The organism is Rhodanobacter sp. K2T2 (genome assembly GCF_013408815.1).
GTDB lineage: Bacteria > Pseudomonadota > Gammaproteobacteria > Xanthomonadales > Rhodanobacteraceae > Rhodanobacter.
Map to the genome: position 1 here is coordinate 146,331 of NZ_JACCCA010000005.1, position 14,020 is coordinate 160,350.

Here is a 14,020-nt window from a genome sequence, read left to right on the forward strand (position 1 = left end):
CGAACGGCGGCCTTGAGTCGATTATCGGCGCGCCGCGCTCAACCGTTTTCCTTGTCATACGGACTTGGACGATCGTCCGCCGAATAACGCTTGTACTGCCACTGGTACTGCGCAAAGGCAAGCTCGACGCAGTTCTGCACGCCCTGATTCAGTGCCGCGCAGGCGACGGTAAGATCGGCATCCGTGATCGTCCCCGGCGCCGGCAGCAGATGCACGCGATACCCCGCGCCGTTCGCCAGCCGCTCGGCAAAGGCAAACAGTACCGTTGCCCCGGTGCGTGCCGCCAGTCGCGGCAGCAGCACCATAGTCAGCGCATCCCGGCCGAAGAAGGGCGCGAACTCGCCCTCGCCGGCACGCGGCTTCTGGTCCGGCAAAATGCCTACCGTGCGGCCCGCAGCAAGCCGCTTGTACAGCGTGCGCACGCCCGCGCCATCGGCTCGCACCTGCTCGGGTGCCAACGCGCCACGCACCTTGCGCAGCAGGCCCTCCACGGCCGCTACGCGAGGCGGGCGATAAAGAATCGCCATCGGCGTCTTGCGGCACAGCCAGTAATTGAGCAATTCCCAGCAGCCCAGATGCGGCGCGGCGATGATCACGCCCTTGCCGGTGGCCAAGGCCGCGTCGAGCAGGGCCTCGCCGCGTACTTCGCGAATCAGCTCGAGCGCGCGCTCCGCGCCGCCGCCCCAGATTTTCGCCAGTTCGACCACCGACTTGCCGCTCTCGATCATCACCTCGCGCAGCAGGGCCGCCTGTGCGGCGTCATCCAGCTCCGGCCGCACGATGCGCAGATTCACCGCGGTGTTCTGCACCGTGCGGTTGTTGCGTCTCAACACCCGTCGGCCCAGCCCGCTGCCGATGCGGTGCAGCACACGAAGAGGCAGCTGGCCGATGAGGCGCAGGAGGAAATAAACGAGGATCATGTCGGCACGCATCCGCACAGTTTACGGGAGCGCGCTTCGTCTGACCCCAGAAACGACAGCTGGACGCTCGCGCTTCCGCCGATCGCCGTGCGGCTTTAAGCTCGAAACACCTTCGATCAAACCGCCCGCATGATTGCCCTGATCCAGCGCGTCCAATCCGCCCGCGTCGACGTGGCCGATGAACTTGTCGGCCGCATCGATGCGGGGCTTCTTGCCCTGGTGGCCGTGCAGCCGGACGATGGCGAAGCCCAGGCCCGGCGAATGCTGGAACGGCTGCTGGGCTATCGCGTCTTCGCCGACGACAGCGGTCGGATGAATCGCTCGCTCACGGACACCGGCGGCGGTCTGCTACTGGTCAGTCAGTTCACCCTGGCGGCCGACACCCGCTCCGGCATGCGCCCCAGCTTCACGCGCGCGGCGCCACCCGAACACGGGCGACACTGGTTCGACCGCTTGGTGGAACTGGCCAAAGTTGCGCATCCAGGGGTGGAAACCGGTCGCTTCGGCGCCCATATGATGGTGCAGCTCGTCAACGACGGACCGGTCACTTTCTGGCTCGATACGAACTAGACGCACCGGCTCGGCGCAGTCTTTCAAAATAGGCCCACATCGCTCATATGGCGCGATTTTTGCCTGGCCAAATGCTTGTTCGCATTAAATTTTTTCACTTGAAAACTGGTCAAAAAAGCATCACATCGTTATAATGTCCGGTTCTTGAACCCCGCGGCGGTCGGTTAATGAATAGCAAAGCTCCCCACGAGCAACAGTCTGAAATCAAAGCGCTCATCTCCAAAGGTCTGGAGCAGGGCTATTTGACGTACGCGGAAATCAACGATCACCTCCCCGACGACATCGTCGATCCGGAGCAGATCGAAGACATCATGGCGGTGCTCAAGGGCGTCGGCATCGAAGTGCATGACGCCGCGCCGGATGCCGACCCGCTGGCCGACAAGGCCGGCAGCAGCACCGACGACGAAGCCGCCGCCGAAGAGGCCGTGGCGCTGCTCTCGGCCGTCGACGCCGAAGTGGGCCGCACCACCGACCCGGTGCGCATGTACATGCGCGAGATGGGTACGGTCGAGCTGCTGACGCGCGAGGGCGAAATCGCCATCGCCAAGCGCATTGAGGAAGGCCTGGGCCAGGTGCAGACGGCGCTGGCCAGCTTTCCGCTGACCATCGAGCTGCTGCTGGAAGAATACGACCAGCATCTAGACGGCAAGCGCCGCCTCAGCGAAATTCTGGCCGGCTTCCTCGATCTGGAAGAAGCCGCCGACCTCGCCCGCAAGGAAAAGGAAGCCGCCGCGCTGCTGCTGCCCGAGCCCGATCCGGCTGACGAAGCCGAAGTGGACGACGACGAAACCACCGCCGTGGACGAGGAAGAGGCCGGCCCGACCGGTCCCGATCCGGAAGAAGTGAAGCGCCGCATGGAACTGCTGCGCGACTACTACGGCAAGTTCCAGAAAGCCGCGCCCAAAGCCGCCAGCATTACCGACAAGAAGATCGTCAAGCTGCGCGACCAGATGGCCGAGGAATTCCTCAAGCTCAAGCTGCCGTCCGCGCTGATCGACGGCTTCGTGCGCAAGCTGCGCGAAGTGGTCAACGACATCCGTCACCACGAGCGCGTGCTGATGGACATCTTCGTCAAGCAGGTGAAGATGCCCAAGGCCGAGTTCATCAAGACCTTCCCCAGCAACGAGGGCAACCTCGAGTGGGCGGCCGAATTGGGCCGCAAGCGTCAGAAGTGGTCGCCGAACATCAAGAATCACCGCGAGACCATCGACGCCGAGCAGGAAAAACTCGCCACCATCGAGCGCAAGCTGTTCCTGCCGCTGATCGACATCAAGGACATCAACCGCGCCATGGCCAGCGGTGAGGCCAAGGCCCGTCGTGCCAAGAAGGAAATGGTCGAAGCCAACCTGCGCCTGGTCATCTCCATCGCCAAGAAATACACCAACCGCGGCCTGCAGTTCCTCGACCTGATCCAGGAAGGCAACATCGGCCTGATGAAGGCGGTGGACAAGTTCGAATACCGTCGCGGCTATAAGTTCTCCACCTATGCGACGTGGTGGATTCGTCAGGCCATCACCCGCTCGATCGCCGATCAGGCCCGCACCATCCGCATCCCGGTGCACATGATCGAGACGATCAACAAGCTCAACCGCATTTCCCGCCAGATGCTCCAGCAGTTCGGCCGCGAGGCCACGCCGGAAGAACTGGCCAAGGAAATGGAGATGCCCGAGGACAAGATCCGCAAGGTGCTGAAGATCGCCAAGGAGCCGATCTCGATGGAGACCCCGATCGGCGACGACGAGGATTCCCATCTGGGCGACTTCATCGAGGACAGCAACGCCAGCTCGCCGATCGATTCGGCCACCGAAACCGGCCTGATGGAAACGGTGCGCGACGTGCTCGCCGGCCTGACCCCGCGCGAGGCCAAGGTGCTGCGCATGCGCTTCGGCATCGACATGAACACCGATCACACGCTGGAAGAAGTCGGCAAGCAGTTCGACGTCACCCGCGAGCGCATCCGTCAGATCGAAGCCAAGGCGCTGCGCAAGCTGCGTCACCCCAGCCGTTCGGAACAGCTGCGCTCGTTCCTCGACGTGGAATAACACATCGCTATCGCCTGAAAAGAAAACGCCCGCATTGCGGGCGTTTTCTTTCTGTCGGTCAGTGCCGAACCGGGTGGTGCACTACATGGCGGCGCGGCGGCGGACGATGGTGCACGACGCGGTGATGAACCGGCCGATGATGCACCACATGATGCACGGGATGGTGCACAACCTGTGCCATGGCAGGCGCCGCTACCAGCACGCCAAAAGCGATCAAACCGGCAATCAGTAAACGCTTCATAGATTCTTCAAACTCCGTTCGTTGAACATGGGCCACGCCATGCGTGTGCGGCCTCGCGACCGATGCGCCATAGTAGCTGTTTGCGATGTGCAGACAACGTCCCCAAGATGACCCGCGGCGGCACCCGCCCATCGTCGTTTCCGTCCGCATTGGTTACACTTGCCACCCCGCAGGGGCCTATAGCTCAATGGTTAGAGCAGAGGACTCATAATCCTTTGGTTCGAGGTTCGAGTCCTCGTGGGCCCACCATCCGCCGCCTATTCGATGGCCGCGGTGCAGCGATCCAAGGTTCTGATCGACTTATCGCTGGCCTGGACAGCGGAAAACCCGTTGGACACTATCGGGACCTCCGAATGGACGCTCAGCACTGGGCGCGTCGTAAAACCGCTCTCCGGGCGCCGATCGAACACTTTCCCGCGTTATCGACGTAAATTCGGTCAAGCTCGCATGGTTCTTGCTAGACCCATGGCGATGCCATCCCTCCGCGCGTGCCCGTCCCGATGATCAAACAGATGTCCCAGCGAGACATTTTCTGCGTGGTCGCGCTACCGCTGCTTGTCGCGCTGCTGGCGCTGTATTGGCCCGTCATGCATGCCGACTTCGCTTGGGACGAGCTGCTGGATTCGCTCACCAGCATTTCGGCGCGTAGCGCCGATCCCTGGCGGCCGCTGCTGATCGGACAGACAAACGGCTTCGCGACCTATTTTCGACCGCTGGTGATGGCGCTTTTCAGCCTGGAACTGCACCTATTCGCCTTCCAGCCGGGGCCTATGCACGCCGTCTCTCTGGCTATTCATGCGTTGAACGTGGTTCTGGTCGGACTGCTTGCGATGCGTTTGTCGGAGCTGATTTCGGGCCATCTTTCCTGGCAGGTCGCGGTTATGCCGATGCTGATCTATGCCGTGCATCCGCTGCTGATCGAGCCCGTGTCGTGGATCGGGTGTCAGTACGACCTCGCGATGACGACGTTCACCCTGCTTGCCCTGCTGGCGCACATCACGTTCCGGAAACTGTGGCTGCGAGTCGCCGCCGTTTCCCTGTGCTTTTTTTTGGCGGCATGCTGCAAGGAGTCGGCCGTTTCATTTCCGCTGGTTCTGTTCGCCTTGGATTGGCTATTGATCGGAGACGGTGTCGGGAAAAGCACCGTTGCGCGCCTGCGTGCATTGATCGAGGCCAATGCGCCCGTATACGGCGGCTTATTGCTGGCTGGCGCTACGTATCTCGCCTTTCGTCACCATTACCTCGGGCACTTGGTCCAGGCAACGGAAGGGCGTTCCCTGGGTGCGCTTGGACGAATCCAGGAGGTGAGCTATCTGCTCGTACATTACCTGCGGATGCTGCTGTGGCCAATGACAGGGCTGAACCCGATTCATCCGGTTGAGGTTGATCAGTTTCGCACCCTGACTGTGGCGAGCATGGCCACCGACATCACCGCCATAGGACTGGTGGGCGCGGCCATTGTGCTGATGCTTCGGCGTCAAGCGTTTGGGACACTGCTGCTGGTCGCGATGTTTTCACTGCTATCGGTGCTGCACATTGTGCCGGTGAAGTTCGACGCGAGCCTTTACCATGAACGCTACGCGATGACCGCTCTCGCCCTCGCGTGCGGCCTGCTTCCTCTTGTGCTCGCGCAGGCAGCGCCTTTGGTGCGGGGACGGCCATTGCTGAGAATGGCGGCCTTCGGCACGCTTGCTTTGTGGATATTCGCTTCGCTCGCCAACGTGCGCGCCACGGTACCGCTGTGGTCGTCGGACGTGATGCGATGGCAGTGGGCCTATCTCGAATACCCCGACTCCACGCAGGCACAGGAGAGTCTGCTTAGTGCCTATATCGATCACCAGGCCTACGCGGCGGCGAGCGGCATGGTCGATGAGCTGCTGACGCACAAATCACCCTGCCTGATATGCGTGGTGCATGCGGCAGAGGAGGCCATGGCCACGAACCAGTCGGCGCTGGCAGGCATGTTGCTGGATCGCCTGGATTCATCGGGCTTACCGCGAGACCGCGAAGTGACCGAAAGCTATCTCGTTATCCGCAAGCGTATCGCCGCCGACCAGGGCGACTCACTGGCTTTGCGCGCGTCCTTCGGCGTGCCGACGGATGCCTATACCGCTGGCGACATATCGGCGGCGGCGGATGGGGCGATACCTGTTTCTGCGGATGCACTGCTGGCGTTTGCGCGAGCACAGCATGCCGACCGCCACTCCCAACACCCTGTCTTTGCCACGTCGTATTTGCAGGGCGCTGGCAGCAGCGTCATCGCGCTCTAGCTATCGGCCGCTGCAGACATTCGGCCGACATCATATTCAGCATGAGCCCCGCTATGAGTGAACGCCAGGGCTTTAGCCAACTTTTGCAAGAAATACATAATCATGCGGAACCCCATGCGGCCCGCGTCAGCGATCAGCACTCATTGCTTGCTATAGCCAGCACCGTGTTGTTGGCCATGCAAAAAACATTGCAATGCGGCGCCACTTTCGCATTTAGCAGATGAAATGGCATTCTGGCGGGGATTTTTTTGCTTCCCTCTATCCGACGCTGGCGATGCGCACTGCGATGATGAAAACGGCACGGTCCAAGCCGCAAACATTTGATTTTGTCGGCAAGCTCGCAGTGTCGATGGCTCGTGCGCACACGCTGGAAGAGCTGGTGCGACCCTTGCTGGAAATGCTGGAAGCCGTCACTGGCCTTGAGTCCACCTATCTCACGACCGTCGATGAAGCTGCGGGCGTTCAGCATGTTCTGTTTGCGCGCAATACGCAGCGCCTGCGAATTCCCGAAGGCATATCGGTTCCTTGGGAATCCACCCTGTGCAAACGGGCGCTGGAGGAAGAGTGCTCCTATACCGATGATGTCGCCCTACGCTGGGGCGACCATGACGCAGCTAGGGAGTTGGGCATTTCTACCTATGCCAGCACGGCGGTGCGTACCCACGATGGCGCCCTTTACGGCACGCTGTGCGCAGCCAGCGATCGAAGCAAGCCCATCGCTGAAGGAGCCGAGCAGGTGCTGCAAATGTTCTCGATCCTTATCGCCCAACAGATCGAGCGCGAGAAGCTGGTGCTGGCACTGTTGAAAGCCAACGAAATACTGACCATCAACTCGTTGACGGACGCCATCACCCAGCTGCCGAATCGACGCGCCTTGATGAGTGAGATGGGGAAACGCATCGCCTCGACGGCGTTGAGCGACCAGGCGTTGATCGTAGCGTTTATCGACCTGGATCGCTTCAAGGCCGTCAACGACCAATACGGGCACGACACGGGCGACCGTCTTCTTGTCGCTATCGGAGCCCGCATCCAGGGCGCGGTTCGATCGAGTGACTTCGTGGCACGCCTCGGCGGCGATGAATTCGTGGTGCTTGCCACGGTCGCCCGCAGCGCTGCGAAAGCCATGGCGAAGCGGCTTGGCGCCAAGCTTCAGGCCGTGGGCACCGGGCAATTCCATTGGGACGATCAAGTCGTCGATTGCGCCGGCCTAAGCGCCGGCTTGATCATCGCTGCGCCGGATGCCCGGGATGCGGCAGCCTTACTCGCCCAAGCCGATGCTGCCATGTACGTCGCCAAGCGTGCGCGCAGGGACACCGGCATTCTCCATTAGCAGCTTCTCTGGGTAGCGCACCTCAGTCAAAAGCCGACGGGTGGCGGTGAACCGATGGCGAGTGGATCGTCGCGTGCATATCGCGGAAACCGCGCTCGGCCCTCGATCCACGACGCGACGGACCCTAGTCACTCAATCGCGCGACTCCAATGCGCGGTTGATCCTGAGAGCAACCAGCGTGCAGGCAGCGCCGGATATCAGATAGACGCTGACCGCGGCGAGTCCGAACTTGACCGATAGGCTCAGGGCCACCAGTGGCGCAAAGGCGGCGCCGATCAACCAGGCGAAGTCGGAGGTAAGCGCCGCGCCGGTGTAGCGGAAACGGGCAAGGAAATTCGCCGTCACCGTACCGGATGCCTGACCGTACGAGATGCCCAGCAGCGCAAAGCCGATCAGGATGAACGCGTCCTGCGCAGCCGGACCACCGCCGAGCAGCCACGGCGCGAATAGGGCAAAGATGCCGATCACCACTGCCAATGTGCCCAGCGTATTGCGTCGGCCGAAGCGGTCGGCCAGCATGCCGGAGGCGATGGTGCCCAGCACGCCCAAGGCGCCGCCGATGATCTGCACGATCAGCACGCTGTCGAGCGTCTGCGCGGCATTGAGCGCGATCCACGACAGCGGAAACACCGTGACCAGATGGAACAGCGCGTAGCTGGCCAACGCCGCAAAAGCACCGATGAAAAGATTGTAACCCTGCGCCCGCAGCATTTCGGTAATACCGATCGGCTCCAGATTGCCTTCTTCCAGCAGCTGCGTGTATTCCTCGGTCAGCACCAGCCGCAGACGGGCGAACAGCGCCACCACGTTGATGGCGAAGGCGACGAAGAACGGATAGCGCCAGCCCCAGTCCATGAAATCGTCGTTGGAGAGATTGCCGTGCAGGAACAGGAACAGCGCGCCGGCGATCATGAATCCGATCGGCGCGCCGAGCTGGCCCAGCATCGAGTACCAGCCGCGTTTCGCGGCGGGCGCATTGAGCGCCAGCAGGGAGGGCAATCCATCCCACGAGCCGCCGAGAGCGAAGCCCTGCAGCAGCCGAAAGAACGCCAGCAGCACGATAGCGCCGCCGCCGAGCACGCTGTAGCTGGGCAGAAAGGCCATGCCCACGGTCGATGTGCCGAGCAGGAACAGCGCCAGAGTGAGCTTGAAGCCGCGGCCCATGCGACGCTGAATATCCATGAACAGCGTGGTGCCGATAGGCCGCGCGATAAAGGCCATCGCGAAAATCGCGAACGACATCAGCGTGCCATCGAGGCGACTGGCAAACGGAAAAAATACCGACGGGAAAACCATCACCGAGGCGATGCCGAAAACGAAGAAGTCGAAGTTCTCCGAGGTGCGGCCGATCACGACGCCTACGGCGATTTCGCCAGGGGCCACCTTGGAGTGGCCTGCAGGGACCTCACCGGCGTCGTAGTCCGCGATAGGAGCGGACGGGTCAGGGTGTTGTTGGAGAATGCTCGACATCGGCTTGCTCGGTTCGGGACGTATGTTGCGACAGCGATATACTACGCTCGTTGCAGAGCATCGCATTCAAGCTGTAGCGCCGCCATAGGACAAAGTGTCCTATTCCTGCATTGCAGCAACGAGTGTACCTTTTTACGTATCCCCAGACAGTTTAGTCCGACGCAATGCCCCTCAAAAAATACCTCCGCGGACTGTTGTTGCTACCCGCCCTCGCCCTGCTGGCGGGCTGCCATGCCGTGCTGCTGCATCCCGAAGGCGACATTGCGCTGCAGCAGCGCGATCTGATCATCATCTCGCTGGGACTGATGCTGCTCATCGTCGTCCCGGTCATCGCGCTGACGCTTGTGTTCGCCTGGCGCTACCGGGCCAAAAACAAGGATGCGTCCTACGATCCCGAATGGCATCACTCGACCATGCTCGAGCTGGTGGTGTGGTCGGCGCCGCTGCTGATCATCATCGCGCTGGGCGCATTGACCTGGGTCAGCACACACAAGTTGGACCCTTTCCGTTCGCTGGACCGCATTTCGGCGAGCAAGCCGGTGACCACCGACGTCAAGCCGCTGACGGTCGAAGTGGTGGCGCTGGACTGGAAATGGCTGTTCTTTTACCCCGAACAGGGCATCGCCACGGTCAACGAGCTGGCTGCGCCGGTAGATCGGCCGATTCAGTTCAAGATCACCGCCAGCACCGTGATGAACTCGTTCTTCATTCCGTCACTGGCCGGACAGATCTACGCGATGCCGGGCATGGAAACCAAGCTCAGCGCCGTGATCAATAAAGCCGGCGTGTACGACGGGTTTTCCGCCAATTTCAGTGGCGATGGGTTCTCCGGCATGCACTTCAAGTTTCACGGCATGAGCGAACAGGACTTCGATGCCTGGGTTGCCAAGGCTCAAAAAAGTGCCGACAGCCTGGATCGCGACACCTATCTGCGCCTGGCCGAACCGAGCGAGCGCGAGCCGGTTCACTTCTATTCCAGCGTCGATCCACGTTTGTACGACGCCATCATGATGAACTGCGTCGCCCCCGGACAGTCGTGCGCCGACAACATGATGGGCGAACCGTCCCACGGCAAGACGCTCGAAGCGGCGGGCGAACACGCCACCGCTGCGCATAGCGGTTCGGACAGCAGCGACGACGCCATGGCCGGCATGGATATGTCCAGCATGCACACCGCCAACCAACAACCGAAAAGCTCGCCCGCTCCGGCGCCGGTTGGCAGCCCGCGGTGAGCTTCGGCGACCGCGCTTTTTTATCGCGCGCTTATCCATCGAGCGCCCGTTGTCCTGATGTTTCAAGTTTTGGTGCAGAAGATGTTTGATCACCTCGATCCCGTAAAACTGATTTTCGGCCGGCTGACCTGGGAGGCGTTGCCCCTGCACGTACCGATCGTGCTGGGCACCATGATCGCCGTCATGCTGGGCGGCCTGGCGCTGGTGGCCGTCATCACCTACAACCGCCTGTGGGGTTATCTGTGGCACGAATGGTTCACCAGCATCGACCACAAGAAAATCGGCATCATGTACATCGTGCTGGGTCTGGTGATGCTGCTGCGCGGCTTCTCCGACGCCATCATGATGCGCGCGCAGCAGGCCATGTCGTTCGGGGCGAACAACGGCTTTCTGCCGCCGGAACACTATGACCAGGTGTTTACCGCGCACGGCGTGATCATGATCTTCTTCGTGGCGATGCCGCTGATCACCGGCATCATGAATTTCGTGATTCCGCTGCAGATCGGTGCGCGCGACGTGGCGTTTCCGTTCCTCAACAACTTCAGCTTCTGGATGACCGCAGCCGGCACCGTGCTGGTGATGCTGTCGCTGTTCGTCGGCGAGTTCGCCCGCACCGGCTGGCTGGCCTATCCGCCGCTGTCGGGGATAGCGGCGAGTCCCGACGTGGGAGTCGACTACTACATCTGGTCCTTGCAGATCGCCGGTGTCGGAACCCTGCTGTCGGGTATCAACCTGCTGGTCACCATCATCAAGATGCGTGCGCCCGGCATGAGCCTGATGAAGATGCCGATGTTCGTGTGGACCGCACTGTGCACCAACGTGCTGATCGTCGCTGCCTTCCCGGTGCTGACCGCGGTGCTGGCGCTGCTCTCGCTGGACCGCTACGTCGGCACCAACTTCTTCACCACCACGCTCGGTGGCAACGCGATGATGTACGTCAACCTGATCTGGATATGGGGTCACCCCGAGGTATACATCCTGATTCTGCCGGCGTTCGGCATCTTCTCCGAGGTCACTTCCACCTTCAGCCGCAAGCGCCTGTTCGGCTACACCTCGATGGTCTACGCCACGATCGTGATCACCGTGCTGGCCTATCTGGTCTGGCTGCATCACTTCTTTACGATGGGTTCGGGCGCCAGCGTCAACTCGTTCTTCGGCATCACCACGATGATCATCTCGATACCCACGGGTGCGAAGATCTTCAACTGGCTGTTCACCATGTACCGCGGACGCATCACCTTCTCGGTGCCGATGCTGTGGACGATCGGCTTCATGGTGACGTTCACCATCGGCGGCATGACCGGCGTGCTGCTGGCGGTGCCACCGGCGGACTTCGTGCTGCACAACAGCCTGTTCCTGATCGCGCACTTCCACAACGTGATCATCGGCGGCGTGCTGTTCGGTCTGTTTGCCGGCATCAACTACTGGTTCCCGAAGGCCTTCGGCTTCAAGCTGGACGAGTTCTGGGGCAAGTGCTCGTTCTGGTTCTGGATCACCGGTTTCTACTTCGCCTTCATGCCGCTGTACGTGCTGGGCTTGATGGGCGTGACCCGCCGCCTGAGCCACTTCGACGATCCATCGCTGCAGATCTGGTTCGAGATTGCCGCCTTCGGTGCGTTCCTGGTGCTGCTGGGCATCGTCTCCATGCTGATCCAGTTCTACGTGAGCTTTCGCCGCCGCGAGCAATTGCGCGACGTCACCGGCGATCCGTGGGACGGGCGCACGCTGGAATGGGCGACCTCGTCACCGCCGCCGTCGTACAACTTTGCCTTCACCCCGCTGGTGCACGAGGTCGACGCGTGGTGGCAGATGAAGCACGCCGGCTACAAGCGTCCGACCGAAGGCTTTATCGCCATCCATATGCCCAAGAACACGGCCGCAGGCATCTTTCTCGGTGGCCTCAGCGCGCTGTTCGGCTTCGCCATGATCTGGCACATGTGGGCACTGATGATCGTGTCCTTCGTTGCCCTGCTCGCCGTTGCCATCGGCCATACCTTCAACTACAAGCGCGACTTCCATATTCCGGCCGACGAAGTCGTCCGTACCGAGGCAGCCCGCACCACGCTGTTAGCCAACCATGTCTGATACCCACGCCCCCGCCATCGCCAGCGACGCCCATGCTTCGGGGCCGCTGCAGTTTCATCTCACGCACGAACATCATTCGGAGAACGGCACCCTGCTGGGGTTCTGGATGTACCTGATGAGCGACTGTCTGATCTTCGCCTGCCTGTTCGCCGTCTACGGCGTGTTGGGCCGCAGCTACGCGGGCGGCCCGTCCGGTGCGGACGTGTTCGAGCTGCCGCTGGTCGCGCTCAATACCTCGATGCTGCTGCTGTCGTCGATCACGTACGGCTTCGGCATTCTGGAAATGCAGCGCAACCGCCTGCGTCCGATGCTCGTATGGCTGGGCATCACCGGACTGTTCGGCCTGGCGTTCCTCAGCCTGGAGATGTACGAGTTCCTGCATCTGATTCACGAAGGCAACGGCCCGCAGCGCAGCGCGTTCCTGTCGTCGTTCTTCACCCTGGTCGGCACGCACGGACTGCACGTCACCTTCGGCATCGTCTGGCTGATCACGCTGATGGTGCAGACCGGCAAGCTCGGCCTCACGACGGAAAACAAGCGCCGGCTGATGTGCCTGTCGATGTTCTGGCACTTCCTCGACGTGGTCTGGATCGGCGTGTTCACCTTTGTCTATCTGATGGGAGTGCTGAAATGAGCACGCATACCGACCTCATTCCGCAGGAAGGCCACCCGGACAATCACGGGCACAACCATCACGACACCGGTGCCGGCCACAGCACGCTCAAGGGCTACATGACCGGCTTCATCCTGTCGGTCATCCTTACCGCGATTCCGTTCTGGATCGTGATGAGCGGCGGCCTGCACACCTCAGGCATGACCGCGCTGGTGATACTGGCGTTCGCTGCCGTGCAGATCGTGGTGCACATGATCTACTTCCTGCACATGAACTCGAAATCCGAGGGTGGCTGGACCTTGCTGGCGCTGATTTTCACCATCGTGCTGGTCGTCATCACGCTGAGCGGTTCGATCTGGGTGATGTATCACCTGAATCACAACATGATGCCGTCGATGATGGAACAGCAGATGCAAAACATGCCCTGAGCGCGCGTCCTGCGCTCGCATGACTGCCGATGAACGCCACATCCAACGTTGTTGAGCGCGGCCCCCGTAGTGGGGCCGCGCTGTTTTTTCTGTCCCTGCTTGGGATCATTCTTTTCGTCGGCCTGCTTGGGTTGGGCACGTGGCAGGTGTATCGCCGCGCGTGGAAGCTCGACCTGATCGCCCGGGTCGACCAGCGCGTACATGCGCCACCCGTCGCCGCGCCGGCACCGGCGCAATGGCCAACCGTGACCGCCGCCGGCGACGAATACCGGCACGTGCAATTGACGGGTAGCTTGCTCAACGACCGATCCACGCGCGTGCAGGCAAGTACCGATCTCGGCGTCGGTTTCTGGCTGCTGACTCCACTACAAATGAGCGATGGCAGCGTGGTGCTGATCAACCGCGGCTTTATTCCGCCCGACTGGAAGCCGGACACGTCGTCCGCCCAGACAAATCCTGTCACGATCACCGGCCTGCTGCGCCTGAGCGAACCGCACGGCCGTTTTCTGCGTGCGAACGAGCCTGCGGCCAACCGCTGGTTTTCGCGTGACGTGCAGGCCATCGCCGCAGCTCGCGGCCTCTCGCACGTTGCGCCCTACTTCGTCGATGCCGACGCCAGTGCCGCCGGCAGCCATGGCAACGATGAACCGGTCGGCGGCCTCACCGTGATCTCGTTCCCCAATAACCACCTGGTTTACGCGATCACCTGGTACCTGCTGGCGCTGATGGTGGTGCTGGCGGCCCGCCACGTGTGGCGCGAGGAACGGCGGCTTCGCGAACAACATCGTGCAGCGCGCATCGACGCGCGCTGACGACACA

At 61.6% G+C, this 14,020-nt stretch carries 13 protein-coding genes and 1 tRNA gene; 12 read left to right on the forward strand and 2 right to left on the reverse strand.

Going from position 1 to position 14,020, the window contains the following annotated elements; translation table 11 throughout:
* Window positions 1-38 precede the first annotated feature (38 nt).
* Window positions 39-932, reverse strand: coding sequence for a lipid A biosynthesis acyltransferase (locus tag HDE78_RS09820; RefSeq protein WP_179478765.1), 894 nt, complete (start codon window positions 930-932; stop codon window positions 39-41).
* 117 nt (window positions 933-1,049) lie between these two features.
* Here HDE78_RS09820 and dtd point away from each other — a divergent pair, with 117 nt between their 5' ends.
* From dtd to HDE78_RS09855, 7 genes are all read left to right on the forward strand, one after another.
* Entirely contained in the window at window positions 1,050-1,490 is a 441-nt protein-coding gene (gene dtd, locus HDE78_RS09825) for a D-aminoacyl-tRNA deacylase (RefSeq protein WP_179478767.1), read from the forward strand.
* A 167-nt stretch (window positions 1,491-1,657) separates the two neighbouring features.
* On the forward strand, window positions 1,658-3,532 hold the full coding sequence (gene rpoD / locus HDE78_RS09830) for an RNA polymerase sigma factor RpoD (RefSeq protein WP_179478769.1): 1,875 nt from the start codon (window positions 1,658-1,660) through the stop codon (window positions 3,530-3,532).
* Between the two features lie 85 nt (window positions 3,533-3,617).
* Window positions 3,618-3,764, forward strand: a complete 147-nt coding sequence (locus HDE78_RS09835) for a hypothetical protein (protein WP_179478771.1) — start codon at window positions 3,618-3,620, stop codon at window positions 3,762-3,764.
* 182 nt (window positions 3,765-3,946) lie between these two features.
* Window positions 3,947-4,022, forward strand: a tRNA-Ile gene (locus tag HDE78_RS09840).
* Window positions 4,023-4,309: 287 nt separating this feature from the next.
* Window positions 4,310-6,043: a hypothetical protein gene (locus tag HDE78_RS09845; RefSeq protein ID WP_179478773.1), complete on the forward strand. Its 1,734-nt coding sequence runs from the start codon at window positions 4,310-4,312 to the stop codon at window positions 6,041-6,043.
* A gap of 53 nt (window positions 6,044-6,096) precedes the next feature.
* Window positions 6,097-6,267 carry a hypothetical protein gene (locus HDE78_RS09850; RefSeq protein ID WP_179478775.1) on the forward strand — a complete coding sequence of 57 codons (171 nt, stop codon included), beginning with the start codon at window positions 6,097-6,099 and terminating at the stop codon, window positions 6,265-6,267.
* Window positions 6,264-7,373: a sensor domain-containing diguanylate cyclase gene (locus tag HDE78_RS09855; protein WP_255457736.1), complete on the forward strand. Its 1,110-nt coding sequence runs from the start codon at window positions 6,264-6,266 to the stop codon at window positions 7,371-7,373. The genes HDE78_RS09850 and HDE78_RS09855 overlap by 4 nt, the downstream gene beginning before the upstream one ends.
* Before the next feature lie 132 nt (window positions 7,374-7,505).
* Here the strand turns inward: HDE78_RS09855 and HDE78_RS09860 are convergent, their stop codons facing one another.
* Window positions 7,506-8,843: an MFS transporter gene (locus HDE78_RS09860; protein ID WP_179478777.1), complete on the reverse strand. Its 1,338-nt coding sequence runs from the start codon at window positions 8,841-8,843 to the stop codon at window positions 7,506-7,508.
* Between the two features lie 197 nt (window positions 8,844-9,040).
* Here HDE78_RS09860 and cyoA point away from each other — a divergent pair, with 197 nt between their 5' ends.
* From cyoA to HDE78_RS09885, 5 genes are all read left to right on the forward strand, one after another.
* Window positions 9,041-10,075, forward strand: coding sequence for a ubiquinol oxidase subunit II (gene cyoA, locus HDE78_RS09865; protein ID WP_255457737.1), 1,035 nt, complete (start codon window positions 9,041-9,043; stop codon window positions 10,073-10,075).
* 111 nt (window positions 10,076-10,186) lie between these two features.
* Entirely contained in the window at window positions 10,187-12,160 is a 1,974-nt protein-coding gene (gene cyoB, locus HDE78_RS09870) for a cytochrome o ubiquinol oxidase subunit I (RefSeq protein ID WP_343205729.1), read from the forward strand.
* Window positions 12,153-12,794, forward strand: a complete 642-nt coding sequence (gene cyoC, locus HDE78_RS09875) for a cytochrome o ubiquinol oxidase subunit III (protein WP_179478783.1) — start codon at window positions 12,153-12,155, stop codon at window positions 12,792-12,794. Before cyoB ends, cyoC begins: the two co-directional genes overlap by 8 nt.
* Window positions 12,791-13,201 (forward strand): cytochrome o ubiquinol oxidase subunit IV, encoded by a 411-nt coding sequence (gene cyoD / locus HDE78_RS09880; RefSeq protein WP_179478785.1) that lies wholly within the window; start codon window positions 12,791-12,793, stop codon window positions 13,199-13,201. The genes cyoC and cyoD overlap by 4 nt, the downstream gene beginning before the upstream one ends.
* 29 nt (window positions 13,202-13,230) lie before the next feature.
* Window positions 13,231-14,013 (forward strand): SURF1 family protein, encoded by a 783-nt coding sequence (locus tag HDE78_RS09885; RefSeq protein ID WP_179478787.1) that lies wholly within the window; start codon window positions 13,231-13,233, stop codon window positions 14,011-14,013.
* Window positions 14,014-14,020 lie beyond the last annotated feature (7 nt).